At 60.2% G+C, this 23,762-nt stretch carries 27 protein-coding genes; 8 read left to right on the forward strand and 19 right to left on the reverse strand.

All coding sequences use genetic code 11. The features are described from left to right. The 6 genes from pheT to thrS form a co-directional block, all read right to left on the reverse strand. A complete protein-coding gene (pheT, locus tag AC1M7R_RS01780) occupies positions 1-2,379 on the reverse strand; it encodes a phenylalanine--tRNA ligase subunit beta (protein ID WP_490610194.1) in 2,379 nt (792 codons plus the stop codon). 174 nt (positions 2,380-2,553) lie between these two features. Continuing rightward, complete coding sequence (gene pheS, locus AC1M7R_RS01785) at positions 2,554-3,570, reverse strand: phenylalanine--tRNA ligase subunit alpha (RefSeq protein WP_072392557.1); 1,017 nt, start codon at positions 3,568-3,570, stop codon at positions 2,554-2,556. A 109-nt stretch (positions 3,571-3,679) separates the two neighbouring features. Then, entirely contained in the window at positions 3,680-4,036 is a 357-nt protein-coding gene (gene rplT, locus AC1M7R_RS01790) for a 50S ribosomal protein L20 (RefSeq protein WP_072392553.1), read from the reverse strand. A gap of 30 nt (positions 4,037-4,066) precedes the next feature. Beyond that, the gene (rpmI, locus tag AC1M7R_RS01795; protein ID WP_002553160.1) at positions 4,067-4,261 is read right to left on the reverse strand and encodes a 50S ribosomal protein L35; all 195 of its coding nucleotides are present in this window, start codon (positions 4,259-4,261) and stop codon (positions 4,067-4,069) included. A gap of 60 nt (positions 4,262-4,321) precedes the next feature. Next, positions 4,322-4,873 (reverse strand): translation initiation factor IF-3, encoded by a 552-nt coding sequence (gene infC, locus AC1M7R_RS01800; protein ID WP_169432615.1) that lies wholly within the window; start codon positions 4,871-4,873, stop codon positions 4,322-4,324. Beyond that, positions 4,873-6,795, reverse strand: a complete 1,923-nt coding sequence (gene thrS, locus AC1M7R_RS01805; protein ID WP_072392551.1) for a threonine--tRNA ligase — start codon at positions 6,793-6,795, stop codon at positions 4,873-4,875. Before thrS ends, infC begins: the two co-directional genes overlap by 1 nt. A 383-nt stretch (positions 6,796-7,178) precedes the next feature. Here thrS and AC1M7R_RS01810 point away from each other — a divergent pair, with 383 nt between their 5' ends. Then, complete coding sequence (locus AC1M7R_RS01810) at positions 7,179-7,481, forward strand: hypothetical protein (protein WP_072392549.1); 303 nt, start codon at positions 7,179-7,181, stop codon at positions 7,479-7,481. 292 nt (positions 7,482-7,773) lie between these two features. Continuing rightward, complete coding sequence (locus AC1M7R_RS01815; protein WP_017904083.1) at positions 7,774-7,986, forward strand: cold-shock protein; 213 nt, start codon at positions 7,774-7,776, stop codon at positions 7,984-7,986. 68 nt (positions 7,987-8,054) lie between these two features. On the opposite strand, the gene AC1M7R_RS01820 is transcribed toward AC1M7R_RS01815, so the two are convergent. Continuing rightward, positions 8,055-8,369 (reverse strand): I78 family peptidase inhibitor, encoded by a 315-nt coding sequence (locus AC1M7R_RS01820; protein ID WP_072392547.1) that lies wholly within the window; start codon positions 8,367-8,369, stop codon positions 8,055-8,057. 156 nt (positions 8,370-8,525) lie between these two features. Next, a complete protein-coding gene (locus tag AC1M7R_RS01825) occupies positions 8,526-8,831 on the reverse strand; it encodes a hypothetical protein (RefSeq protein WP_072392544.1) in 306 nt (101 codons plus the stop codon). 130 nt (positions 8,832-8,961) lie between these two features. Between AC1M7R_RS01825 and AC1M7R_RS01830 the strand changes: the two genes are divergently transcribed. Then, on the forward strand, positions 8,962-9,168 hold the full coding sequence (locus tag AC1M7R_RS01830; RefSeq protein WP_072392541.1) for a hypothetical protein: 207 nt from the start codon (positions 8,962-8,964) through the stop codon (positions 9,166-9,168). Between the two features lie 48 nt (positions 9,169-9,216). Here AC1M7R_RS01830 and AC1M7R_RS01835 read toward each other — a convergent pair whose 3' ends face one another. The 7 genes from AC1M7R_RS01835 to AC1M7R_RS01865 are packed head-to-tail and all read right to left on the reverse strand — an operon-like array spanning position 9,217 to position 16,188. Next, positions 9,217-10,245: a nucleoside hydrolase gene (locus AC1M7R_RS01835; protein WP_072430655.1), complete on the reverse strand. Its 1,029-nt coding sequence runs from the start codon at positions 10,243-10,245 to the stop codon at positions 9,217-9,219. 38 nt (positions 10,246-10,283) lie between these two features. After that, complete coding sequence (rbsD, locus tag AC1M7R_RS01840; protein WP_123596078.1) at positions 10,284-10,688, reverse strand: D-ribose pyranase; 405 nt, start codon at positions 10,686-10,688, stop codon at positions 10,284-10,286. Beyond that, positions 10,685-11,599 carry a ribokinase gene (gene rbsK / locus AC1M7R_RS01845; RefSeq protein ID WP_072392532.1) on the reverse strand — a complete coding sequence of 305 codons (915 nt, stop codon included), beginning with the start codon at positions 11,597-11,599 and terminating at the stop codon, positions 10,685-10,687. Before rbsK ends, rbsD begins: the two co-directional genes overlap by 4 nt. Before the next feature lie 23 nt (positions 11,600-11,622). After that, a complete protein-coding gene (locus AC1M7R_RS01850; protein ID WP_072392529.1) occupies positions 11,623-12,642 on the reverse strand; it encodes a LacI family DNA-binding transcriptional regulator in 1,020 nt (339 codons plus the stop codon). 3 nt (positions 12,643-12,645) lie between these two features. Further along, a complete protein-coding gene (locus AC1M7R_RS01855) occupies positions 12,646-13,623 on the reverse strand; it encodes an ABC transporter permease (protein ID WP_072392526.1) in 978 nt (325 codons plus the stop codon). Next, positions 13,620-15,173 (reverse strand): sugar ABC transporter ATP-binding protein, encoded by a 1,554-nt coding sequence (locus AC1M7R_RS01860; protein ID WP_072392523.1) that lies wholly within the window; start codon positions 15,171-15,173, stop codon positions 13,620-13,622. Before AC1M7R_RS01860 ends, AC1M7R_RS01855 begins: the two co-directional genes overlap by 4 nt. 58 nt (positions 15,174-15,231) lie before the next feature. Next, complete coding sequence (locus tag AC1M7R_RS01865; protein WP_072392519.1) at positions 15,232-16,188, reverse strand: sugar ABC transporter substrate-binding protein; 957 nt, start codon at positions 16,186-16,188, stop codon at positions 15,232-15,234. A gap of 277 nt (positions 16,189-16,465) precedes the next feature. On the opposite strand from AC1M7R_RS01865, the gene AC1M7R_RS01870 reads away from it, so the two are divergent. Both AC1M7R_RS01870 and AC1M7R_RS01875 read left to right on the forward strand, forming a co-directional pair. Then, positions 16,466-16,714, forward strand: a complete 249-nt coding sequence (locus AC1M7R_RS01870; RefSeq protein ID WP_076406630.1) for a DUF1654 domain-containing protein — start codon at positions 16,466-16,468, stop codon at positions 16,712-16,714. A gap of 5 nt (positions 16,715-16,719) precedes the next feature. Further along, positions 16,720-17,409, forward strand: coding sequence for an endonuclease (locus AC1M7R_RS01875; protein WP_072392513.1), 690 nt, complete (start codon positions 16,720-16,722; stop codon positions 17,407-17,409). A gap of 56 nt (positions 17,410-17,465) precedes the next feature. Here AC1M7R_RS01875 and AC1M7R_RS01880 read toward each other — a convergent pair whose 3' ends face one another. Beyond that, positions 17,466-17,831: an SPOR domain-containing protein gene (locus AC1M7R_RS01880; protein ID WP_072430658.1), complete on the reverse strand. Its 366-nt coding sequence runs from the start codon at positions 17,829-17,831 to the stop codon at positions 17,466-17,468. Between the two features lie 247 nt (positions 17,832-18,078). Here AC1M7R_RS01880 and csrA point away from each other — a divergent pair, with 247 nt between their 5' ends. After that, positions 18,079-18,273 carry a carbon storage regulator CsrA gene (csrA, locus tag AC1M7R_RS01885; RefSeq protein WP_003179932.1) on the forward strand — a complete coding sequence of 65 codons (195 nt, stop codon included), beginning with the start codon at positions 18,079-18,081 and terminating at the stop codon, positions 18,271-18,273. A gap of 196 nt (positions 18,274-18,469) precedes the next feature. Here the strand turns inward: csrA and AC1M7R_RS01890 are convergent, their stop codons facing one another. From AC1M7R_RS01890 to AC1M7R_RS01900, 3 genes are all read right to left on the reverse strand, one after another. Then, positions 18,470-18,925, reverse strand: coding sequence for a DUF2214 family protein (locus AC1M7R_RS01890; protein WP_092180027.1), 456 nt, complete (start codon positions 18,923-18,925; stop codon positions 18,470-18,472). A 198-nt stretch (positions 18,926-19,123) separates the two neighbouring features. Next, the gene (gene cysS, locus AC1M7R_RS01895; RefSeq protein WP_072392503.1) at positions 19,124-20,506 is read right to left on the reverse strand and encodes a cysteine--tRNA ligase; all 1,383 of its coding nucleotides are present in this window, start codon (positions 20,504-20,506) and stop codon (positions 19,124-19,126) included. Positions 20,507-20,527: 21 nt separating this feature from the next. Next, positions 20,528-22,225 (reverse strand): glutamine--tRNA ligase/YqeY domain fusion protein, encoded by a 1,698-nt coding sequence (locus AC1M7R_RS01900; RefSeq protein WP_072392500.1) that lies wholly within the window; start codon positions 22,223-22,225, stop codon positions 20,528-20,530. Between the two features lie 251 nt (positions 22,226-22,476). On the opposite strand from AC1M7R_RS01900, the gene AC1M7R_RS01905 reads away from it, so the two are divergent. Both AC1M7R_RS01905 and lpxH read left to right on the forward strand, forming a co-directional pair. Then, a complete protein-coding gene (locus AC1M7R_RS01905) occupies positions 22,477-22,980 on the forward strand; it encodes a peptidylprolyl isomerase (protein WP_072392497.1) in 504 nt (167 codons plus the stop codon). After that, positions 22,977-23,744 carry a UDP-2,3-diacylglucosamine diphosphatase gene (lpxH, locus tag AC1M7R_RS01910; RefSeq protein WP_072392494.1) on the forward strand — a complete coding sequence of 256 codons (768 nt, stop codon included), beginning with the start codon at positions 22,977-22,979 and terminating at the stop codon, positions 23,742-23,744. The genes AC1M7R_RS01905 and lpxH overlap by 4 nt, the downstream gene beginning before the upstream one ends. Positions 23,745-23,762: the final 18 nt, after the last annotated feature.

The raw sequence follows: 23,762 nt of genomic DNA on the forward strand, positions 1-23,762 counted from the left end.
TCACTTCCTTAACGTGGCGTTCAACCTTTGTTCGAGCGAGGTGAGGATGTTCTGCGTTGCGGTATTCACCTCATCGTCGTTAAGAGTGCGCGATGGATGCTGCCAGGTCAAGCCGACTGCAAGGCTTTTTCTATGCGGATCAATGCCTTTACCCTGATACACGTCAAATAGCCTGAGGTCCGTCAGCCATTCACCTGCATTTTCACGGATTACGTCCAGTACGGCACTGGCGGCAACCTCGCGATCAGCCAGCAAGGCAAGGTCACGACGCACTTCAGGAAAGCGCGATAACTCCTGGAATTCAGGCATTTTACCCAGGGCCACTTCGCTCAGGACCAGTTCGAAGACAAAGACAGGGCGATCCAGCCCCAACGCTTTCGACAGTTCCGGGTGAATGGCACCGATATGACCGACTTCGCGCCCTTCCCGCTCGATGCGCGCGGTCTGTCCAGGGTGCAGCGCCGGATGCTTGCCAGGTACGAAAGTAAAGGCGTCGAGGGCGCCAGCGAAGCCCAGCACGGCCTCAACGTCAGCCTTGACGTCGAAGAAGTCCACGCCATCGCGACCTTGGGCCCAACCTTCCGGCAGGCGACTGCCACAAACGACGCCGGCCAGCATCGGCTCCTGCTTCAAGCCTTCCAGCTGACCGACGAAGCGCAGGCCGCTTTCGAACAGACGCACGCGATCCTGCTGGCGGTTCAGGTTGTGCTGAAGCACCTTGACCAGGCCAGGCCACAGGGACGAGCGCATGGCCGCCATGTCGTTGGAGATCGGATTGGCCAACAGCAGCGGCTCGACGCCCGGGTTGAACAGTTCGAACTGGCGCGGATCGATGAAGCTGTAGGTGATCGCTTCCTGATAACCGCGCGCCACCAGCAGGCGACGCAGCTCCGGCAGGTCGCTACGGGCCTCGGACTTGGCTTGGGGAGCCAGGCGAGCCTGGGGGTAACGAACCGGCAGGCGGTTGTAGCCGTACAGGCGGGCCAGCTCTTCGATCAGGTCGACTTCCAGACTGATATCGAAGCGATGACTTGGCACCTCGACGCGCCATTGCCCTGCCCCGTCGGCGCTGATGTTCAGGCCCAGGGCTCCCAGCAGGCGCTCGACTTCGGCCGGATCCATGTCCATGCCGAGCATCTGGGAGATGCGCTGGGCGCGCAGGGTGACCGGCGCAATCCGAGGCAGATGCTGTTCGCTGACGGTTTCGATGATCGGGCCGGCTTCGCCACCCGTGATATCCAGCAGCAGGCCAGTGGCGCGCTCCATGGCTTCACGGGCCAGTTGCCAGTCCACGCCACGCTCGTAGCGGTGCGACGCATCGGTATGCAGGCCGTACGAACGGGCCTTGCCCGCCACGGCGATCTGGTCGAAGAAGGCACTTTCAAGGAACACATCGCGAGTCGATTCGCCAACGCCGCTGTGTTCGCCGCCCATCACGCCGGCAATCGCCAACGCGCGGGTATGATCGGCGATCACCAGGGTATCGCTACGCAGGGTGACTTCCTGACCGTCCAGCAGGACCAGCTTCTCACCCTCTTCGGCCATGCGCACGCGAATGCCGCCGTTGATTTCGGCAAGATCGAAGGCGTGCAGTGGCTGCCCCAACTCCAGCATCACGTAGTTGGTGATATCGACCGCGGCATCGATGCTGCGCACGTCGGCGCGACGCAGACGCTCCACCATCCAGAGTGGCGTCGGCTTCGACAGGTCGACGTTACGGATCACTCGACCCAGGTAACGTGGGCAGGCCGCTGGCGCCAGTACTTCGACCGAACGCACTTCATCGTGCACGGCCGGGACCGAGGCGACCACGGGACGGGTCACCGGGGCGTCATACAGGGCACCAACCTCGCGGGCCAGGCCGGCCAGGGACAGGCAGTCACCACGGTTCGGAGTCAGGTCGACCTCGATGCTGGCATCGTCCAGGTCCAGGTATTCGCGGATGTCCTGGCCCACCGGCGCATCGGCCGGCAGCTCCATCAGGCCATCATTCCCTTCGCCGATCTGCAGCTCGGCCTGAGAGCACAACATACCGTTGGACTCGACGCCACGCAGCTTGGCCTTCTTGATCTTGAAGTCGCCCGGCAGCTCGGCACCGATCATCGCAAACGGAATCTTCAGGCCTGGACGCACGTTTGGCGCGCCGCAGACCACCTGGAAGGTCTCCACGCCATTGCTGACCTGGCAAACCCGCAATTTGTCGGCGTCCGGGTGCTGTTCGGTGCTCAACACCTCACCCACCACCACACCGCTGAATTCGCCGGCGGCCGGCGTCACGCTATCGACCTCAAGGCCGGCCATCGACAGACGAGCGACCAGCTCGTCCCGGCTTACCTGCGGGCTAACCCAGCCACGCAGCCATTGTTCACTGAATTTCATCCTGTTCTCCTAATAGATTCGTTACCGCGACCTAGGCGTTGTACGTAAAGTGTCTGCGCGACGACCATGCTGCGTTTAAAACAGGCTCGGATGCTCATTTACAACCAGTAAACTCATCCTCCTCGCCTGTTTTCGCCTTGCCTGATCGCCGCTCGGCGACTTTTCGTACAAGCCCTAGCGAAATTGCGCGAGGAACCGCAAGTCGTTGTCGAAGAACAGGCGCAAGTCATTCACACCGTAACGCAGCATGGCCAGGCGCTCGACCCCCATACCGAAGGCAAAGCCCGAGAACTCTTCCGGATCGATCCCGGACATGCGCAGCACATTGGGATGAACCATGCCGCAGCCCATGACTTCCAGCCAGCCGGTCTGCTTGCACACCCGGCAACCCTTGCCGCTGCACATCACGCATTCCATGTCGACTTCAGCGGATGGCTCGGTGAACGGGAAGTACGAAGGGCGGAAACGCACGGCCAGCTCTTTTTCGAAGAACACCCGCAGAAACTCTTCGATGGTGCCTTTCAGGTCGGCGAAATTGATATCGCGATCCACCAGCAGGCCTTCGACCTGGTGGAACATCGGCGAATGGGTGATATCCGAGTCGCTACGGTACACACGCCCCGGGCAGACGATGCGGATCGGCGGACGCTTGGACTCCATGGTGCGGACCTGTACCGGCGAGGTATGGGTGCGCAACAGCATGTTGGCATTGAAATAGAAGGTATCGTGCATCGAACGGGCCGGGTGATGGCCCGGGATGTTGAGCGCTTCGAAGTTGTGATAATCGTCTTCGACCTCGGGCCCCTCGGCGATGCCGTAGCCGATGCGAGTGAAGAACTGCTCGATGCGTTCCAGGGTCCGGGTCACCGGATGCAAGCCTCCGGAAGTCTGGCCACGGCCAGGCAGGGTCACGTCAATGGACTCGGCGGCGAGCTTGGCGGCCAGATCCGCCTCCTCGAACAACGCCTTGCGCGCATTGAGGACCTCTGTGACACGCTCCTTGGCAACGTTGATCAGCGCACCGACCTGCGGACGCTCTTCGGCCGGCAGGTTCCCCAGGGTCTTCATCACCTGGGTCAACTCGCCCTTCTTGCCAAGGTAGTGAACCCGGATTTGCTCCAGGGCATTGATATCTTCAGCGCTTTGCACAGCCTCTAGTGCTTGAGAGACCAGCGCATCCAGGTTTTCCATGTACAGACTCCAGATACAAAATAGGGGAAGAGCTTTAAGGCTCTTCCCCTATTTAAGACGTTTGGCACCTGGGCCCACAGAGGTGGGCCTCGGTGACTGTCGGGGGTACTTAAGCCAGGATGGCTTTAGCTTTCTCGACAATCGCAGCAAACGCCGCTTTTTCGTTCACTGCCAGATCAGCCAGAACCTTGCGGTCGATTTCGATCGACGCTTTTTTCAGGCCAGCGATCAGGCGGCTGTAGGACAGACCGTTGATACGCGCACCAGCGTTGATACGAGCGATCCACAGAGCGCGGAACTGACGTTTTTTCTGACGACGGTCACGGTAGGCGTATTGGCCTGCCTTGATTACGGCTTGCTTGGCAACACGGAATACGCGGGAACGCGCACCGTAGTAGCCTTTAGCAAGTTTCATAATTTTCTTGTGACGCTTACGGGCAATGACGCCACGCTTTACACGAGCCATGAGTTACTTCCTCTATTCTTGATCCAAAAATTAACGAAGGCGCAGCATGCGCTCGACTTTTGCCACGTCAGACGGATGCAGCAAGCTGCTACCGCGCAGTTGACGCTTACGCTTGGTCGACATTTTGGTCAGGATGTGGCTCTTGAAAGCGTGCTTGTGCTTGATGCCGTTAGCAGTTTTCAGAAACCGCTTGGCAGCACCACTTTTGGTTTTCATCTTTGGCATGTTCGGATACTCCGCATTCAGTTGATAAACATAATCGCAAGGCCTGCCGTGCCCTGGTGATTACTTCTTCTTTTTCGGGGCGATGACCATGATCAGCTGGCGTCCTTCCATCTTAGGATGCTGTTCGACCGAACCGTACTCGAGCAGGTCTTGTTCGACCCGCTTGAGGAGTTCCATCCCCAGCTCCTGGTGGGCCATCTCACGGCCGCGGAATCGCAAGGATACCTTGGCCCTGTCCCCGTCACTCAGGAAACGTACCAGGTTGCGCAGTTTTACCTGGTAATCCCCTTCCTCCGTCCCTGGACGAAACTTGATTTCTTTTACCTGAATCTGCTTCTGGTTCTTCTTCGCCGCGGCAATCTGCTTCTTCTTCTCGAAGATCGACTTGCCGTAGTCCATGACCCGGCAAACCGGTGGGACTGCATCGGCGGAAATTTCTACCAGATCAAGCTTGGCTTCTTCAGCAATACGAAGCGCTTCATCAATCGAGACGATGCCAATCTGCTCGCCGTCAGCGCCAATTAACCGAACCTCGCGTGCCGAGATATTCTCGTTGATCGGGGCTTTCGGTGCAGCTCGTTTATCTTGTCTCATTTCACGCTTAATAATAATTACTCCGAATCTGGGCGACCACGCCGGGAAACCGCTTGCGCGAGGAACTCGGCGAATTCGGCGACGGGCATAGAGCCCAGGTCAGCACCTTCGCGAGTACGCACAGCGACAGTCTGCATCTCGACTTCCCGATCTCCAATAACCAGAAGAAAGGGAACCTTGAGCAAGGTATGCTCGCGGATTTTAAAGCCGATCTTTTCATTTCTCAAGTCAGACTTGGCACGAAATCCGCTTTGGTTGAGAGTTTTTTCGACCTCGGCGGCAAAATCTGCCTGTTTATCAGTGATATTCATGATCACTGCCTGGGTCGGCGCCAGCCACGCGGGGAACGCACCCTCGTAGTGTTCGATCAGAATCCCGACGAAGCGCTCGAAGGAACCTAGGATCGCGCGATGAAGCATGACCGGGTGCTTGCGGCTGTTGTCTTCGGACACGTATTCGGCGCCCAGACGGATCGGCAGGTTGAAATCGAGCTGCAAGGTACCACACTGCCAGACCCGACCGAGACAATCTTTAAGCGAGAATTCGATCTTCGGACCGTAGAACGCCCCTTCGCCCGGCTGCACTTCGTACGCCAGGCCCGCGCTGTCGAGGGCAGCCGCCAGTGCCGCTTCGGCGCGATCCCACAGCTCATCGGAACCGACACGCTTTTCCGGACGAGTGGACAGCTTCATCTCGACTTCGGTGAAGCCGAAATCACGGTAGACATCCATGGTCAGCTTGATGAAGGCGGCGGATTCGGCCTGCATCTGCTCTTCGGTGCAGAAAATGTGCGCGTCGTCCTGGGTGAACGCACGCACCCGCATGATGCCGTGCAGCGCACCCGACGGCTCGTTCCGGTGGCAGGCACCGAACTCGGCCAGACGCATCGGCAGTTCGCGGTAGCTCTTCAAGCCCTGGTTGAACACCTGCACATGGCATGGGCAGTTCATTGGCTTGATGGCGTAGTCGCGGTTTTCCGACTGGGTGGTGAACATGTTGTCGGCGTAGTTGGCCCAGTGCCCGGATTTCTCCCACAGGCTGCGGTCCACTACTTGCGGCGTCTTGATTTCCAGGTAGCCGTTTTCACGCTGGACCTGACGCATGTACTGCTCGAGCACCTGGTACATCGTCCAGCCGTTCGGGTGCCAGAACACCATGCCCGGCGACTCTTCCTGGGTGTGGAACAGGCCCAGGCGCTTGCCGATCTTGCGGTGATCGCGCTTCTCGGCTTCCTCGATGCGCTGGATGTAGGCCGCCAGTTGCTTCTTGTCGGCCCAGGCGGTGCCATAGACGCGTTGCAACTGCTCGTTCTTCGCGTCGCCACGCCAGTAGGCGCCGGACAGCTTGGTCAGTTTGAAGGATTTCAGGAAACGGGTGTTGGGCACGTGCGGACCACGGCACATGTCGACATATTCTTCGTGGTAGTACAGGCCCATGGCCTGCTCGTCCGGCATATCTTCCACCAGACGCAGCTTGTAGTCCTCGCCACGGGACTTGAAGACTTCGATGACTTCGGCACGCGGGGTGACTTTCTTGATGACGTCGTAATCCTTGTCGATCAGCTGTTGCATGCGCTGTTCGATGGCCGCCATGTCGTCCGGCGTGAAAGGACGCTCGAAGGCGATGTCGTAATAGAAGCCTTCGTCGATGACCGGCCCGATAACCATTTTCGCGGTCGGGTATAGCTGCTTGACGGCGTGACCGACCAGGTGCGCGCAAGAGTGGCGAATGATCTCCAGCCCCTCTTCGTCCTTGGGCGTGATGATTTGCAGCGTGGCGTCGCTGTCGATGACATCGCTGGCGTCGACGAGCTTGCCGTTGACCTTGCCGGCCAGGGTGGCCTTCGCCAGGCCTGCGCCGATGGATGCGGCGACCTCGGCAACGGAGACCGGATGATCGAATGAGCGTTGACTGCCGTCGGGAAGAGTAATAGTTGGCATGGCGCCTCCTCTCCTAGTGGTGACCCCTACCAAAGGTCACGTGGGTTGGGATGAGCCAGTACAAGATCCAGTCCAGGCCATTCAATGATGAACGCCTGCCTTACAGCGGCAGGAGCCTTTCGGCCAACCGGGAAACCAAACCAGAGTGACTGGGATTCAAATCAGGGTTGTTTCGAACATTTGTCGCCACCGAGACCTGTCGGAGTCCGGCGCCTGAAAATACCCGAGCCCGGCATGCTAGCACAGATGAACGGTCATCGCCGCGTCCGATTGATGCGAGGGTTATTCGCAGCCTCGTGCCGGATTTTATGCCAGAGTGCTGAACTGAAACGCCCATGACGCCTCAGATAACAAGACATTGACCGTAAAAGGAGCATCCCAGCATGCGTCTGAATACCCTATTGACAGTAGTCGCCCCCCTCGCCCTGCTGCTCCCGCTGGCCGCCCACGCCGAATGGCCCAAGGGCGAACGTGAAAAATACATGGCCCAGTGCATTGAAGCCGCCGCGCCACAGATCGGAGCCGCCGCCGCGAAATCCCACTGCGCCTGTGGCGCCGATGCAATCAAATCCTACCCGGCCAAGGATATCCAGGCGCTGATGGACAACAAGGCCAGCAAAGACCTGCAGCAAAAGGCACTGGGCCAGATCGCTTCCTGCAAGGCCGGCAGCAACACCAAAAAATAATTGAATGCTGGGTTATTTCAGCGAATGGGGAGCGATAAAACCCGTCGAAAAATCGCTTTTCCGTACTTTTTTCGCTGTTTTTACAGCTTTTTTTATCCTCTTTACATTCCACTGAAAGCCTTTAAAACCGGGGCCTCCAGCCAATCAAGGGGATAGGGAAAACACGACTGATTGGCAAACCGCACGTCCGGGGGGCTCCCAAATCGAACATTTCGACTATGATACTCCGGTGTGCCCAGTTGGCCTGAGCAGCACAGCACTACTGAAAATATATGTTTCTTGGAGATACACCATGTCTAATCGCCAAACCGGCACCGTTAAATGGTTCAACGATGAAAAAGGCTTCGGCTTCATCACTCCTCAAGGTGGCGGTGACGACCTGTTCGTACACTTCAAAGCTATCGAAGCTGACGGTTTCAAAAGCCTGAAAGAAGGCCAGACCGTTTCCTTCGTGGCTGAGAAAGGCCAAAAGGGTATGCAAGCTGCACAGGTTCGCCCAGAGTAATTTCTCGGCGCGCTAAAAAAACCCCGTCCATGTGACGGGGTTTTTTATGGGCGGTCGAAACCTGTGGCTCAGCCGCAGTTCACCCGATTGACTACCAGCTTGGCATCGGTATTGAGATTCAGCCGATCGGAGCGGTACTCGAGCGTGATCATGTCGTTGGGCTTGAGAATCCGGGCGACCTGCGCGCCGGAACGGCTGCGGGCCTGCTCCAGCAACTGCGGCGAAGCCTGTTTACCGATGGCGAACTCGGCAGCCTTCGCTTCGCAGCGCCCACTCCCCGCCTCACCTGCCACAGGGTCAGCGGTGGTTTCAGCGGTGCTGCTGCAACCGCTCAACACGACGGCAGCCAGTACAGTGCTCAATGACGCGAGCTTCCAAGGCATGAAGCCTCCTTTTCTTGATGTTAGAGAGAGCGTGCGACAACCCAAACGAAACTTGGTTTCACACCGGAGCCATCAGCATGCCTTCATCGGAGAACGGCAGTTTGCCTGAGCCGGGGCCGCTGTTCAGGGATGAATCGTGACTGAATATGAACAGCGTCAGTAAACATCGATATAGTCGAAGGGCGGACTCGGCCAGTTTTCCTTCAGGGCATTGTAGATTTGCATGACCCAGACCTCATCACTGGCCGCGACCCGCCCGACGTATCCCGAGCCTTTCGCCCACGTCTCGAGCCGAAACAGCAAGCCGTCGATGTCGGTGCCACCCACCACGCCCGAGGACAGATAGGCAATCCCGGCCTTGGTCACGCGCAACTGGGTGTGCTCGTCGTCGCTGGCCGACGCCAGCAACCGACGAACCGCCTCGAGGGTCAGCCCGTCAGGTGCGTTCAAATCGATCTGCACGGAAAAGGTCCTTGAGCAATCAAAAAACAAGTGTCGCACAGCCCCATCCTGATGCCTAAGTCGCAGTGCAAAAGCTGGGGCAAAAATGGTTAACTCAGCCTACACACCTCCCACGTCACGGGCCGCCATCATGAGCATCGTCAGCATCGAAGCCACCATCAACGCCAAATGGTTGGAGGGCCATAGTTCCTACAGCCCGGGCAGTCCCGAGGAGCTGGCGATCATCGGCATCGAGCTGTTGGTGAGGGAACTGGGGACGGAGGTCGCGCGAAATTTCATCCAACAGGCATTCGAACGCTACCCGACTCTCATCGACGCCAGCCTGGCCACGGACTGAGACGCAGGCCTTTCCCGCGGGACAAGCCTGCGGGTAGGCCAGGACGCTTTACTTGAGGCGCGCCAGACGCTCGGTCAACAGGTCAAAGAAACCCTGGGCATCGCCGTTTTCCACCCAGAATGCGTTCTTGGGTGCCTTCAGGCCGTCGTACCAGTCGACGATGGTCTGCCCGAATGTCGGGCCTTCGCGACTGTCCACCACCACATTGACCGCACGGCCGGTAAACAGCCCAGGCTTGAGCAGGTAGGCAATCACCGTGGCGTCATGCACCGGGCCACCGCTCATGCCGTAGTGCTCCATGTCGCCCTTGACGTACTCATTGAGAATATCGCCTACGAGTTTGCTGGCATTGTTGTTCACTGCGGCGATCTGTTTCAGGCGCGCTTCGCTGGTGAGGATCTTGTGGGTAACGTCCAGTGGCAGGTAGGTCAGCTTCACCCCGCTTTTGGCTACCACTTCGGCCGCCTGCGGGTCGGCGAACAGGTTGAATTCAGCCACCGGCGTGATGTTGCCGCCGTTGAAATGGGCACCCCCCATGATCACGACTTCCTTGATGCCCTGAACGATGTCTGGCTCCTGGATCAACGCCAGGGCCAGGTTGGTCTGCGGCCCGAGCATGGCGATGGTGATGCTGTGGGGCTTGGCCGCCTTGAGGGTATCGATCAGGTAGTTGACCGCATTGCCCTTGGCCAGCCCTTTCCTGGGCTCATGCACGGTGACTCCCGACAGGCCTTCCTTGCCGTGGATGTTTTCCGCATAGATGGGGGTACGCATCATCGGCTTGGGCGCGCCGGCATAGACCGGAACGTCTTCGCGGCCAGCCCACTCCCGGGCCAGGCGAGCATTGCGGGAGGTCTTGTCCAGGCGCACGTTGCCCGCAACGGTGGTCAGGGCACGGATATGCAGCTCTTCGGGAGAGGCCAGGGCGAACAGCAGGGCAACCACATCGTCGGCACCGGGATCGGTGTCGATGATCAGATCGATCTTTTCCGCCGCCTGGGCGCTTGTAGCAGTGATCAGTGACAACAGCAGCAGACTCCGAAACAGTTGGCGCATTTTCTGAGCATAGCGGTGCATGGCGCACTCCTTGTGCAGGGTTTGACAGAACTCGGCAGTTAGAACGTTACTCCGGCGATCAGCACGATGTTGCAGTACGGAGAGCATTCTCCTGTGCGAATGATCGCCCGAGCTTGTCGGCTAAGGGCTTTGAATTGCTCATGGCTGACCAATTCCCGCGTCCCCAGCGCATTCTGGACATGAAGCGTCTCGAGCGCCGCCAGGGCCGACGGCTGCTTATCGTAGATCTCCTCGGCCAGCACATGGCTTTGCACCTGCATTTCGCTGAGCACCACCTTCAGCGTGCTGATGAAATCGGGAATTCCAGGTGTCAGGGCCAGGTCGATCAACTCGACCTGCGGCGGTACGGGCAGGCCGGCATCACCAATGACCACCTTGTCGCCATGACCGAGGGAAGCGATCAACCGAGAGAGGGCCACATTCAATAACGGAGTCTTTTTCATGATTCGAAAGCCTGTACTTCCTGCAACGTGGGAATGGAGGGCTGTGCCCCGATGCGAGTGACCGACAGCGCGGCGGCCACCTGACCGAGACGAATGGCCTCCACCTCGCTTTTCCCATTGGCCAGGGCGGCAGCGAACCCGCCGACAAAGGTATCCCCCGCCGCCGTGGTGTCCACGGCCTTGACCCGCGGCGCCGGGAAGTGCTCGAAACTCGAACCGTTGGCGAACATCAACCCTTGGCCGCCCAGCGTCACGATCACCTTGCCCGCGCCGGCACCGATCAATTGCGCCGCGGCGGCTTCGGCGGTTTCCAGGGAGTCCACCGCCAAACCGCTCAGCATGGCGGCTTCGCTTTCGTTGGGAATCAGGTAGTCGACACAGGCGTACCAGTCGGCCGGCAATGCGTGGGAGGCCGGTGCCGGGTTGAGGATGACGATCTTGCCCAGCTCACGGCCGCGCTTGAGCGCATGGGCGACGGTGGCATCCGGGACTTCCAGCTGGCAGACGATGACGTCGGCGCTTTGCAGCACCTCGTCGAAACCGTCCAGGACCGCTGGAGTGAGCGCGCCGTTGGCTCCGGCGACGATCACGATCGCATTCTGGCTGTTGTCATCGACCACGATCAGCGCCACGCCACTGGAACCTTCCACGACGCTGACCGCCTGGCAATCGATGCCTTCGTTCACCAACGCGCCGCGCAACTGCTGGCCATAGGCGTCGCTGCCCACGCAACCGACCATGGCGACCTGCGCCCCCAGGCGCGCTGCGGCCACGGCCTGGTTCGCACCCTTACCGCCTGCAATGGTGGAAAACGATTCACCGATCAGCGTCTCCCCTCCCCGGGGCAGACGCGGCGCCCGGGTCACCAGGTCCATGTTCAGGCTGCCTATCACCACTACTTTTGCTGGCATACATCATCACTCATCAATTCGGTTCAGCGGTATTGGGCGAACGCACCGGACAACGGCGCGGTCGACTCTCGCAAGACAATGCTGGGCGTGACGATCCGTTGCTCGGTGGCGAGCGCGGGCGTAGCGATACGCCGCAGCAGCACCTCGGCCGCCATCTCGCCCAACTGCAGGATCGACTGCCCTACCGTGGTCAATGCCGGATAGACATACCGGCTCATCTGGATGTCATCGAACCCGATGACCGACAGTTCGCTGGGCACCCGCACATTGCGTTCGGCGGCGGCCCGCAGCACACCGATGCCGATCATGTCGTTGGCCGCGAAGATCGCACTGGGCGGCTGGTGTTCGAGCAGGCTGGCCGCCGCGCGATAGCCGCCGGTGCTGGTGAAATCGCTATCGAGCATGCGCCCGGTCGCCAGCTCGATCCCCGCCTCCTCCAGGGCCCGGCAGTATCCGGCCTGGCGCATCTGAGCCACGCTGGTGTCCGCCGGGCCACCGATGAAGGCGATGTCACGGTGGCCCAACTCCAGCAAGTGCCGGGTGGCCAGGTAAGCGCCATACTCGTGGTCGATGCGCACCAGGTCCGCCTCGAGGCCGTCCAGGCCACGGTCGACGATGACCATGGGCGTACGCACGCTGGCCAGTCCCTCGGCCAGGCCGACATCGCCGCCAGCGGAAGCGACGATCAGGCCATCGATGCGTTTCTCCAGAAGCACTCGCAGGTAACTGCGCTGTTTGTCCGGGTTGTCGTCGGAATTGCACAGGATCACGCAGTAACCGTTTCGCTCGCAATAATCCTCGATGCCCCGGGCCAGTTCAGCGAAGTATGGGTTCAGGCTGTTGGGCACCAGCAGGCCGATGGTGGCCGTGGTCTTGGCCTTGAGCGAACGGGCTACCGCACTGGGCACGTAGTCGAGGCGCGCGATGGCCTCCTCGACCTTGAGCCGTACTTCCTTGCTGACCGGTCGCGTCTTGTTCACCACATGGGACACCGTGGTATAGGAAATCCCCGCGAGCGCCGCTACATCCTTGATCGTCGCCATGGCTCAGGCCCGCCGATTGGCGCGTTGGCTGCGATAGGTGTCGAGCACCACCGCGATCACGATCACCGCACCGGTAATGATGCGCTTGGTGGGTTCGGTGGCACCGATCTGCGCCAGGCCCGCCGCCAACACGGAAATGATCAGTACGCCGAAGAACGTGCTGATAACCGAACCACGCCCGCCCATCAGGCTGGTGCCGCCGATCACCACTGCGGCGATGACCTGCAATTCGAGGCCCGAACCGGCGTTCGGGTCCGCCGCTTCCAGGCGCGAAATCTGGAACAGCGCCGCGACACCGGCCAACAGCCCCATCAGGCTGAATACCAGGATCTTGTACGGCTTTGGGTTGATACCGGCCAGGCGCACCGCCTCTTCATTGGTGCCGATGCCGATCAGGTAGCGGCCGAACACGGTACGGGTCAACACCGCCTGGGCGATGAAAATCACCAGCAGGGCAATGATGAATGACGGCGAGATACCGAATGCGATGGGATTGGACAGCCAGGCGAAGGAGTCGCCGATATAGGCGGTCCGGGAGCCGGTCATCTGGTACGCCAGGCCGCGGGCCATCTCCAGCACACCCAGGGACACGATGAACGAGGGAATCCGCCACGCCACGGTGATCGAACCGGTGACGGTCCCCGCCAGCGCAGCCACGGCCATGCCCAGCAGCGCCGAAGGCCAGACGCTCCAGCCCCAGCCCAGCACCGCCACGCTCACTGTGGATGCCGCCAGCGCCAGCACCGACCCTACCGACAGGTCGATGCCGCCGATGATCAGGATGAACGTCATGCCCACCGCCAGCACCATGAGGTCCGGGATCTGGTTGGCCAGCGTGCTGAAGGTGTCGTAGGACAGGAAATGGCTGCTCAGGACCGAGAACAGCGCAACCATGGCCAACAGAGCGCCGGCCAGCCCCAGGTAGGTGCCGAGGCCATAGAAGTTACCACTCGGTTTACCGACGGCAGATGCGGTTTTCATGAAATTTCCCTAGGCGCTGCTTCGTTGAGCAACGCATCACGTTTCTGATAGCCGGCGAATGCGGCGGCAAGCAAGTCATCCTGGGTCCAGCTGTCGCGCTCGAAGGTGTCGATCAGGCGCCCGGCGGACAACACACCGATCCGGTCACAGATCAGCATCAGCTCGCGCAGGTCGCTGGAAACCACCACCAGCGCCTTGCCCTGGCGGGTCAGTTCGCCGAGCAAGGCGTAGATATCGAATTTGGCGCCGACGTCGATGCCCCGGGTCGGCTCGTCGAACAGCAGCACCGAGCAGTCGCGCTCCAGCCAGCGGCCGATCACGACTTTCTGTTGATTGCCACCCGAGAGTTCGGACACCAACTGTGTCGGGCTGGAACTGCGGATGCGCATGGCGTCGATCTGCCGCTGGGCCAAGGAGAGTTCCTCGCCGCCATTGACGATGCCGGCGCTGGAGATTTCCGGCATGTTGCCCAGGGCGATGTTGGCGGCGATCGACTGGGTCAGCAGCAGCCCTTCGCCCTTGCGATCTTCGGTGATCAATGCGATGCCATGGGCCACCGCATCGGCCGGGGACCGGATATCGACGACCCGGGCCGGTGAACCCAGTGCCACGGTACCGCTGTCGGCCGCATCGGCACCGAAGATCAAGCGCATCAACTCGGTGCGCCCTGCCCCGATCAGTCCGGAGATGCCGAATATCTCGCCGCTGCGCACTTCGAAGGAAACATCGCGAACCTTGTCGGAGCGGGTCAGGCCAGTCACCGTCAAGGCTGGCGCGCCGATCTTGCGCGGCCCCAGGTCGATGTGTTCGCCCAACTCGCGGCCCACCATCAGCGTCACCAGTTGCTCGCTGTTGTAGTTGGCCATCGGTTCGACGCAGACCAGGTTTCCGTCGCGCAGCACTGCGATGCGCTGGGCCACCCGCGCCAGTTCTTCGAGACGATGGGAAATGTAGATGATCGACACGCCCCGGGCCTGCAGGCGGGTGATCTGTTCGAAAAGCATCTCGACTTCCCGGGCCGTCAGCATCGCGGTCGGTTCGTCGAGAATCAGCACGTGGCAATCGCCGATCAGGTTGCGCGCGATCTCGACCATCTGCTGGTGGCCGATACCCAGCTCGCCCACGAGGGTATCGGGGTCAATCGCATCGAGCCCGACCTGGGCCATCGCCTCGATCGCTGCCTTGCGCAACTGCTTGCGGCTGATCCAGCCGCCACTATTGGGCAGATTGTCGAGAAACAGGTTTTCCGCCACCGACAGGGTGGGCAGCAGGTTGAGTTCCTGCATGACCATGCGCACGCCCAGTTCCTCAGCCTGGCTACGACTGCCGGGACGATAGGCCTGCCCCTGGAACTGCATCTGCCCGGTAGTGGGCGTCACCAGCCCGCCGATGATCTTGGACAGGGTGCTTTTACCGGCACCATTCTCGCCGGTCAGCGCCAGCACCTCGCCGCGCATCAACGTCAGGTCGATGTCGGTCAACACCGGTTGGGCATAGGTCTTGCCGATACCGCTGACGGTCAGGACAGCGTTCGGATCGCAAACGGACATAAAAAGACTCTCCATGCGCTCGCCCGGATGAGCGAGCGCCGTTGTGTCGCCAGGACAGCTACTTGGTAACCAGCTCGACTGGAGTTTCGATAACGCCGTTGGCGCCGCTTTCGACTTTTTCTTTCTTGAGGATTTTCAGCGCGGTCTCGATACCGAATACCGCTTGCCGGGCTGCGAATTGATCAGCCGTGGCCAGGACACGACCGTCCTTGAGCATGGGCTTGATGGCATTGATGTTGTCGTAGCCGACCACCTGCACCTTGCCCGCCTTGCCCGCTGCACGCACCGCCGACACTGCGCCGACCGCCATGCTGTCGTTACCGGCCAGCAGCGCCTTGATGTTCGGGTATTCGCTGAGCATCGACGCCGCGACCTGGTTGCCCTTGTTGATTTCCCAGTCACCGGACTGCAGGGACACGACCTTGATCTGCGCCGCCTCCATTGCATCCTTGAAGCCTGCGGTACGTGCCTGGGCATTGGTGGTGGTGGACACGCCCTCGATGATCCCCACCTCGTCGCCGGCCTTGAGTTGCTTGGCCAGGTACTCGCCCACCAGGCGCGCGCCCTTGCGGTTGTCGGGACCTACGAACGGCACGGTGATGTTCTTGCTCTTGACCACGTCCGGGTCGAGCTGGTTGTCGATGTTGACCACCGTGATGCCGGCGTCGACGGCTTTCTTGATTACCGGCACCATCGCCTTGGAGTCGGCGGGCGCGATGATGAGGGCATCGACCTTGGACACGATCATCTGCTCGACGATACGAATCTGGTTGGCGGTGTCGGTTTCATCCTTGATCCCGTTGGAGATCAGGTCGAATTCGGCGGAGTGTTCCTTCTGATAGGCCTTGGCGCCGTCTTCCATGGTCAGGAAGAATTCATTGGCCAGGGATTTCATGACCAGGGCGACCTTGGGTTTTTCAGTGGTCTGGGCGAATGCCGAGGAGAAAGGCAGCGTGGCGGATGCGGTCGCGAGCATGGCGACGGCGAGAAGGCGTCCAGCGAATGGCAGCTTCATGGGTTCACTCCGATCTTATGATTATTGTGGGCAAAAGCATCGTGCGGATGCCGCGCAAACGTTTGCGTGAAGTGAACTATGGTAACGCTTCGGTCATTTGTCAACGCTCGAGGTCATCGAGTATCTCGCCTGGTTGCCTGACTGGCAAAAAAAGATCCCACTTCCTACATCAAAACCAAAAAAGCGCTGTCAGACGATTTTCTTGAATTTTAAGCAGTTGCGTAAATGCCTACGGTTAAATACTGTATGCACGTACAGCCTGAATAAGGATAATCCTGTGGCCACGCCCTCCACTGCAGCGACCCCCTTGGACGCCTATACACGAATCGGCCTGCGGGTCTCGAAAATCATCAACTCTCCCATCGCCCAGAAAGCCAAGGCCGCGCTGATCTTCCGGCTTCCCGACGAGCCAGTGGAGGAATGGGAACGCCTGCTGGAAGAGATCGATGAGAACGACAACGTCACCCTCGCCTATCGCGATGACGGTGGCGTACAGGTTTTCTGGGTAGTGCCGAAGGAAGATTGAACCTGATGATCGTTCGCTGTTTTGCGTTATTGCTCGTATTCATCGCCACGGGCGCCCAGGCCGCGGCGCCCCGGACTTTCAACGAAGCCAAGAAAATCGCCTGGAAACTCTACGCACCTCAATCCACCGAGTTCTATTGCGGTTGCAAGTACACCGGCAATCGCGTGAACCTGGCGGCTTGCGGCTACGTACCGCGCAAGAACGCCAGCCGTGCCGCCCGCATCGAGTGGGAACATATCGTCCCGGCGTGGCAGATCGGTCATCAGCGTCAGTGCTGGCAGCAAGGCGGCCGCAAGAATTGCACGCGTTACGACCCGGTCTACCAGCGGGCCGAAGCCGACCTTCACAATCTGGTGCCAAGCATCGGGGAAGTGAATGGTGATCGCAGCAATTTCAGCTTCGGCTGGTTGCCGGTGCAGAAAGGCCAGTATGGTTCCTGCCTGACCCAGGTGGACTTCAAGGCCAAGAAGGTCATGCCTCGTCCGTCCATTCGCGGCATGATCGCCCGGACCTATTTCTACATGAGCAAACAGTACGGCTTGCGTCTTTCGAAACAGGACCGACGCCTGTACGAAGCCTGGGACAAGACCTACCCGGTGGAAAGCTGGGAGCGCCAACGAAACCAGAGCGTGGCGTGTGTCATGGGTCGCGGGAACGAGTTTGTCGGCCCGGTGGATCTGAAAGCCTGCGGCTGATGAGAATGAAAAGGCCCCGGACGTCCAGCGTCCGGGGCCTTTTGGTATGCGTCCGGTTATCGGGTGACCGGAAAATCCACCACCAATGTCTCGATGTTGCGCTTTTTCGCCCGAACCAGGGCGGCGTTGATTTTCTCCTGCCCGGCTTCGGCTTCGGGCCGGGAGTTGAACGGTCCTACCAGGACCCGGTCCTTGCCGTTCTCCTTGACCACGGTCGACATGAAGCTGTGTTCGATGAGCCATCCGGTCAGGTCACTGACTGCTTGAGGTGTTTCGCCCCGAACCTCGACACCCCACTGCGGCGCGGCAGCGGCTGCCGGAGAGGAAGCCACGGATGGCTTCGGTTTCGGTGCTTCCACCTCACGTCCCTCGCCACATCCTGCCAGCATCAATACCGCGATTACCCAAGCCAATGTGCGCACAACATTTCCTCTGGAAGACATGAGGAGGCGATTTTAGCACCCGCGCCCACCAAGAACCCCGCAAACAATGCTCAAAACACGAGAATCCTGCACGACGTCTCTGTATAGTCGCACCCTGGGAATTAATGCTACGTCTGCGCGTCACAAAGAGGCACCCACATTGTGACACTTAGCACTAATCTATAAGCAGTACCGACATCTGCACTGTCTGAATCAGGTGCCCTATAAAGCAATCAAGGAGAACACCATGCTGATACTCACCCGCAAAGTCGGTGAAAGCATAAACATTGGTGACGACATCACGATCACCATTCTGGGCGTTAGCGGCCAGCAGGTCCGGATCGGCATCAATGCCCCGAAAAACGTTGCGGTGCATCGCGAAGAGATTTATCAGCGCATTCAGGCCGGCCTTACCGCCCCCGACAAGCCGCAAACTCCCTGAGCCCTGCAGCAGTCCGCAGCCAGCCCGTTTGCATCGCCGCAATGGCTGGCTAAAGATTCAGGCGCACCCACGCCATCCCTGCTCCATCCGGCTTCTGATTTTCCGCCACACCCTCGAAACCGATATTAGTGCCATGACCCTGGCGTGGCTGTCGGACATTTCGTTTTAATGGCGACGAAGCGGGTATCAGTGCCGGTCAGCTCAAGCTCACGCCACGGGCCATGCCTGTGGCAGCGACCACCATCAGCATCATCAGCAACGCTTCGACATGACTGATCCGGGCCAGTCGGCCTGCCCTGGATGCATCGATGGCCACCCCCTTGCCCAGGGCCATCCGCCATTTGATCAATGTGATCATGGGAACGAGTTCAAGCAGCAGGATCAGCAGAAGCAGGGTCATCTTCAGATGGAACAGAGGCTGGTGCAGGTAATAGTCCGAGCCTTTTTCGAATCCGCCGAAAGCACGCATCCCACCGGTCACCAGCAGGACCAGTGCCGACACTCCCCACACGCTATCGGCCACCAGCACATTGCGTACCGCATCCACGCCACCGGCCAGGCGCCGCAGGGCCGTACCGCGCGTGAGCACTGCCCAGAGCCCGAGGGCGAAGGCCAGAAGATGAATTGCCGCCAGAGACCAATGAGCCCACATGGAAAAATCCTGTCAGGGAACGTCGAATCGACCTGACAGTACTAGCTCATAAGAAAATGATTGCCAGGCCGGACACAAAAAAAAGTGGGAGCGAGCTTGCTCGCGATGGCGGCGTATCAATCGACAACAATGTTGCCTGACATTCCGCTATCGCGAGCAAGCTCGCTCCCACAGGGGGACGGCGAGCTTTAGAAGATCTTAGTCCGCCAGGCGCCAGGTCGTGCCGCCCTTGCCGTCCTCCAGTACCACGCCCATGGCGGTGAGCTGGTCACGGATACGGTCGGATTCGGCCCAGTCCTTGTTGGCCCGCGCCGTCAGCCGCGCCTGGATCAGCGCGTCGACCTCGGCGGCGTCCACTCGACCTTCGGCACCGGCCTGGAGGAAGTCGTCAGCCTCGAGCTGCAACACCCCCAGTACGCTGGCCAGCTCCTTCAGGCGCGCGGCCAAACCTGCCGCGGCGTTGATGTCGCTCTCACGCAGGCGGTTGATCTCACGCACCATCTCGAACAGCACCGCGCAGGCTTCCGGCGTGCCGAAGTCATCGTTCATGACCTCGGTGAATCGCGCCACGAACGCTTCGCCACCGGCGGCCGGCACGGCGGGCAAGCCCTTCAACGCATGGTAGAACCGCTCCAGGGCGCCCTTGGCGTCCTTGAGGTTGTCTTCCGAATAGTTGATGGCGCTGCGGTAGTGGCTCGACACCAGCAGATAACGCACCACCTCGGGATGGTATTTGTCGAGCACGTCGCGGATGGTGAAGAAGTTGTTCAAGGACTTGGACATCTTCTCGCCGTTGATCCGGATCATGCCGCAATGCATCCACGCATTGGCGTAGGTCTTGCCGGTGGCCGCTTCGCTCTGGGCGATTTCGTTCTCGTGGTGCGGGAACTCCAGGTCGCTGCCGCCGCCATGGATGTCGAAGGTCTCGCCCAGGCAGCAGGTGGACATCACCGAGCACTCGATGTGCCAGCCTGGACGCCCCTTGCCCCACGGCGAATCCCAGCTCGGCTCGCCCGGCTTGGCGGCTTTCCACAGCACGAAGTCCAGCGGGTCCTGCTTCGACTCGCCCACTTCGATACGCGCGCCGATGCGCAGGTCTTCGATCTTCTTGCGCGACAGCTTGCCATAGCCCATGAACTTGCCGACGCGGTAGTACACGTCGCCATTGCCCGGTGCGTAGGCGTAGCCCTTGTCGATCAGCGTCTGGATCATCGCGTGCATGCCGGGAATATGGTCGGTGGCCCGCGGCTCCATGTCCGGCTTGAGGATGTTGAGACGTGCCTCGTCCTCGTGCATCGCCGCGATCATGCGTTCGGTCAGCGCCTCGAACGACTCGCCGTTCTCGTTGGCGCGGTTGATGATCTTGTCGTCGATGTCGGTGATGTTGCGCACGTAAGTCAGGTCATAGCCGCTGAAACGCAACCAGCGGGTCACCAGGTCGAAGGCAACCATGCTGCGACCGTGGCCCAGGTGGCAGTAGTCGTACACGGTCATGCCGCAGACATACATGCGGACCTTGTTGCCATCCAGCGGCTTGAAGACTTCTTTGCTCTTGGTGAGCGTGTTGTAGATCGTAAGCACAGGGTTTCCCTTAAGACTTGATCACTGACCCCAGGAATCGCGCAAGGTCACGGTACGGTTGAACACCGGGGCACCGGGTTTCGAGTCCTTGATATCCGCGCAGAAGTAACCTTCGCGCTCGAACTGAAAGCGGTCCTCCGGCTGTGCGTTGCCCAGCGAAGGTTCGGCACGACAACCAGTGAGTACATGCAGGGAGTCAGGGTTGATGTTGTCCAGGAAGCTGGCGCTGTCTTCGGCCTTCTCCGGGTTCGGCGAACGGAACAGGCGATCGTACAGGCGCACTTCGCACTCGACGCTGGCGGCCGCCGGCACCCAGTGGATCACGCCCTTGACCTTGCGCCCTTCAGGGTTCTTGCCGAGGGTGTCGGGGTCGTAGGAGCAACGCAACTCGATGATGTTGCCGTCGGCATCCTTGATGGCTTCGTCGGCGCGGATCACATAACTGCCGCGCAGCCGTACTTCACCGGCCGGCTCCAGGCGCTTGTAGCCCTTGGGCGGCTCTTCCATGAAGTCTTCACGGTCGATGTAGATTTCCCGGGCGAACGGCAGGACGCGCACGCCCATGTCTTCCTTCGGATGGCAAGGCAGCTCGAGGTTCTCGACCTGGCCTTCCGGGTAGTTGGTGATCACGACTTTCAGCGGGCGCAGCACGCACATGGCACGCGGGGCGCTCTGGTCCAGGTCCTCGCGGATGCTGAATTCCAGCATGCCGAAGTCCACCACGCCGTCGGAACGGTTGGTGCCGACCATCTCGCAGAAGTTGCGGATCGATTTCGGCGTATAGCCACGCCGACGGAAGCCCGACAGCGTCGACATGCGCGGGTCGTCCCAGCCGTTGACGTGTTGCTCGTCCACCAACTGCTTGAGCTTGCGCTTGCTGGTGATGGTGTAGTTCAGGTTCAGGCGGCTGAACTCGTACTGGCGCGGCTTGGCCGGCACGGGCAGGTGCTCGAGGAACCACTCGTACAACGGACGGTGGCTTTCGAACTCCAGGGTGCAGATCGAATGGGTGATGCCTTCGATGGCGTCCGACTGACCGTGGGTGAAGTCATAGTTGGGGTAGATGCACCATTTGTCGCCGGTCTGGTGGTGATGGGCGTGACGGATGCGGTACATGATCGGGTCACGCAGGTTCATGTTCGGCGAGGCCATGTCGATCTTGGCCCGCAGCACCCGCGCACCATCCGGGAACTCACCGGCGCGCATGCGGGCGAACAGGTCCAGGTTCTCCTCGACGCTGCGCTCGCGGAACGGGCTGTTGCGGCCGGGCTCGGTCAGGCTGCCGCGATATTCCCGGGCCTGCTCCGGGGTCAGGTCGCACACATAGGCCTTGCCGGCCTTGATCAGTTCCACCGCCCAGTCGTGCAATTGGTCGAAATATTGCGAGGCATAGCGCACCTCACCGGACCATTCGAAACCCAGCCACTTGACGTCGCTTTCGATCGCGTCGATGTATTCCTGGTCTTCCTTGGCCGGGTTGGTGTCGTCGAAACGCAGGTGCGTGACGCCACCGAACTCCTGGGCCAGGCCGAAGTTCACGCAGATCGACTTGGCGTGGCCGATGTGCAGGTAGCCGTTGGGCTCAGGCGGAAAACGGGTGACGATCTGCGTGTGCTTACCCGAATCCAGGTCCGCCTGGATGATCGGGCGCAGGAAATTGACCGGAACGGCCGGGCCGGTCTTGGAATTCGAGGTAGGGTCGACAGTGGGCTTGCTCATAGGATCCTTGAACAGACAAGTGCGCGGCCGGGTGCGGCCTGATAAATCAAAACCCGTATCATAGCCGATGCTGTCAAGCCGCTGACAGCGCCAGGCCCGGCAAACGATTGAATTTATTCGGCTGCCAGACGAAAAACAGCCTCGAAATTCGTGCCTGGCACGCTAAACTGCCCAGCCTGGCCGATTGAAGCCAGATCGGTTGCCGGCGTTCGCGCCCCAGAACCCACGAATTCCATGAAAGAGTAGTCATCATGAGCAAAGTCAAACTGACCACCAACCACGGCGACATCGTTCTGCAACTGAACGCCGAAAAAGCCCCCGTGACCGTCGCCAACTTCCTCGAGTATGTGAAGGCCGGTCACTACACCAACACCATTTTCCACCGCGTCATCGGCAACTTCATGATCCAGGGCGGCGGTTTCGAACCGGGCATGAAAGAAAAGAAAGACAAGCGCCCAAGCATCCAGAACGAAGCCGACAACGGCCTGCCGAACAAGAAGTACAGCGTCGCCATGGCCCGTACCATGGAGCCGCATTCGGCCTCCGCGCAGTTCTTCATCAACGTGGCCGACAACAGCTTCCTGAACCACAGCGCCAAGACCGTCCAGGGCTGGGGCTACGCCGTGTTCGGTGAAGTGATCGAGGGCACCGATGTGGTCGACAGCATCAAAGGCGTCTCCACCACGTCCAAGGCCGGCCACCAGGACGTCCCGGCAGACGACGTGATCATCGAGAAAGCCGAGATCATTGAGTGATACTGCTGATTTCAGATCTGCATCTGGAAGAGGAGCGCCCGGACATTACCCGGGCGTTTCTGGATTTACTCGCCACACGCGCCCGTTCGGCGCAAGCGCTTTACATTCTGGGGGACTTCTTCGAAGCCTGGATCGGCGACGATGCCATGACACCCTTCCAGCGCTCCATCTGCCAGGCCCTGCGCACCTTGAGCGACAGCGGCACGGCCATTTTCCTGATGCACGGCAATCGCGACTTCATGCTGGGACAGGCCTTCTGCAAAGCGGCCGGCTGCACCCTGATCAAGGACCCGACTGTCGTGCAGCTCAACGGCGAGCCGGTGCTGCTGATGCACGGCGACAGTCTCTGCACCCGCGACGAAGGCTATATGAAGTTGCGACGCTGGCTGCGCAATCCGCTCACGCTGTTCATCCTGCGCCACCTGCCCCTGGGCAGCCGCCGGAAACTGGCGCGCAAGCTGCGCAGCGAAAGTCGCACGCAGACCCGGATGAAAGCCAACGACATCATCGACGTCACGCCCGAGGAAGTCCCGCGGGTCATGCAGCAATACGGCGTGAAAACCCTGGTCCACGGCCATACCCACCGCCCCGCCATCCACAAGCTGCAACTGGGCGAACAGGCCGCCCGGCGCATCGTGCTAGGGGACTGGGACAAGCAAGGCTGGGCATTGCAGGTGGATGAACAGGGTTTCGCGCTGGCCTCGTTTGGGTTCGCCCCACCGCCGCTGCTATCGGCACCCGAGACACCTCCCAGCCAAACCTGAATTCCCCTGTGGGGGGCG

The organism is Pseudomonas sp. MS01C9, from assembly GCF_058202755.1.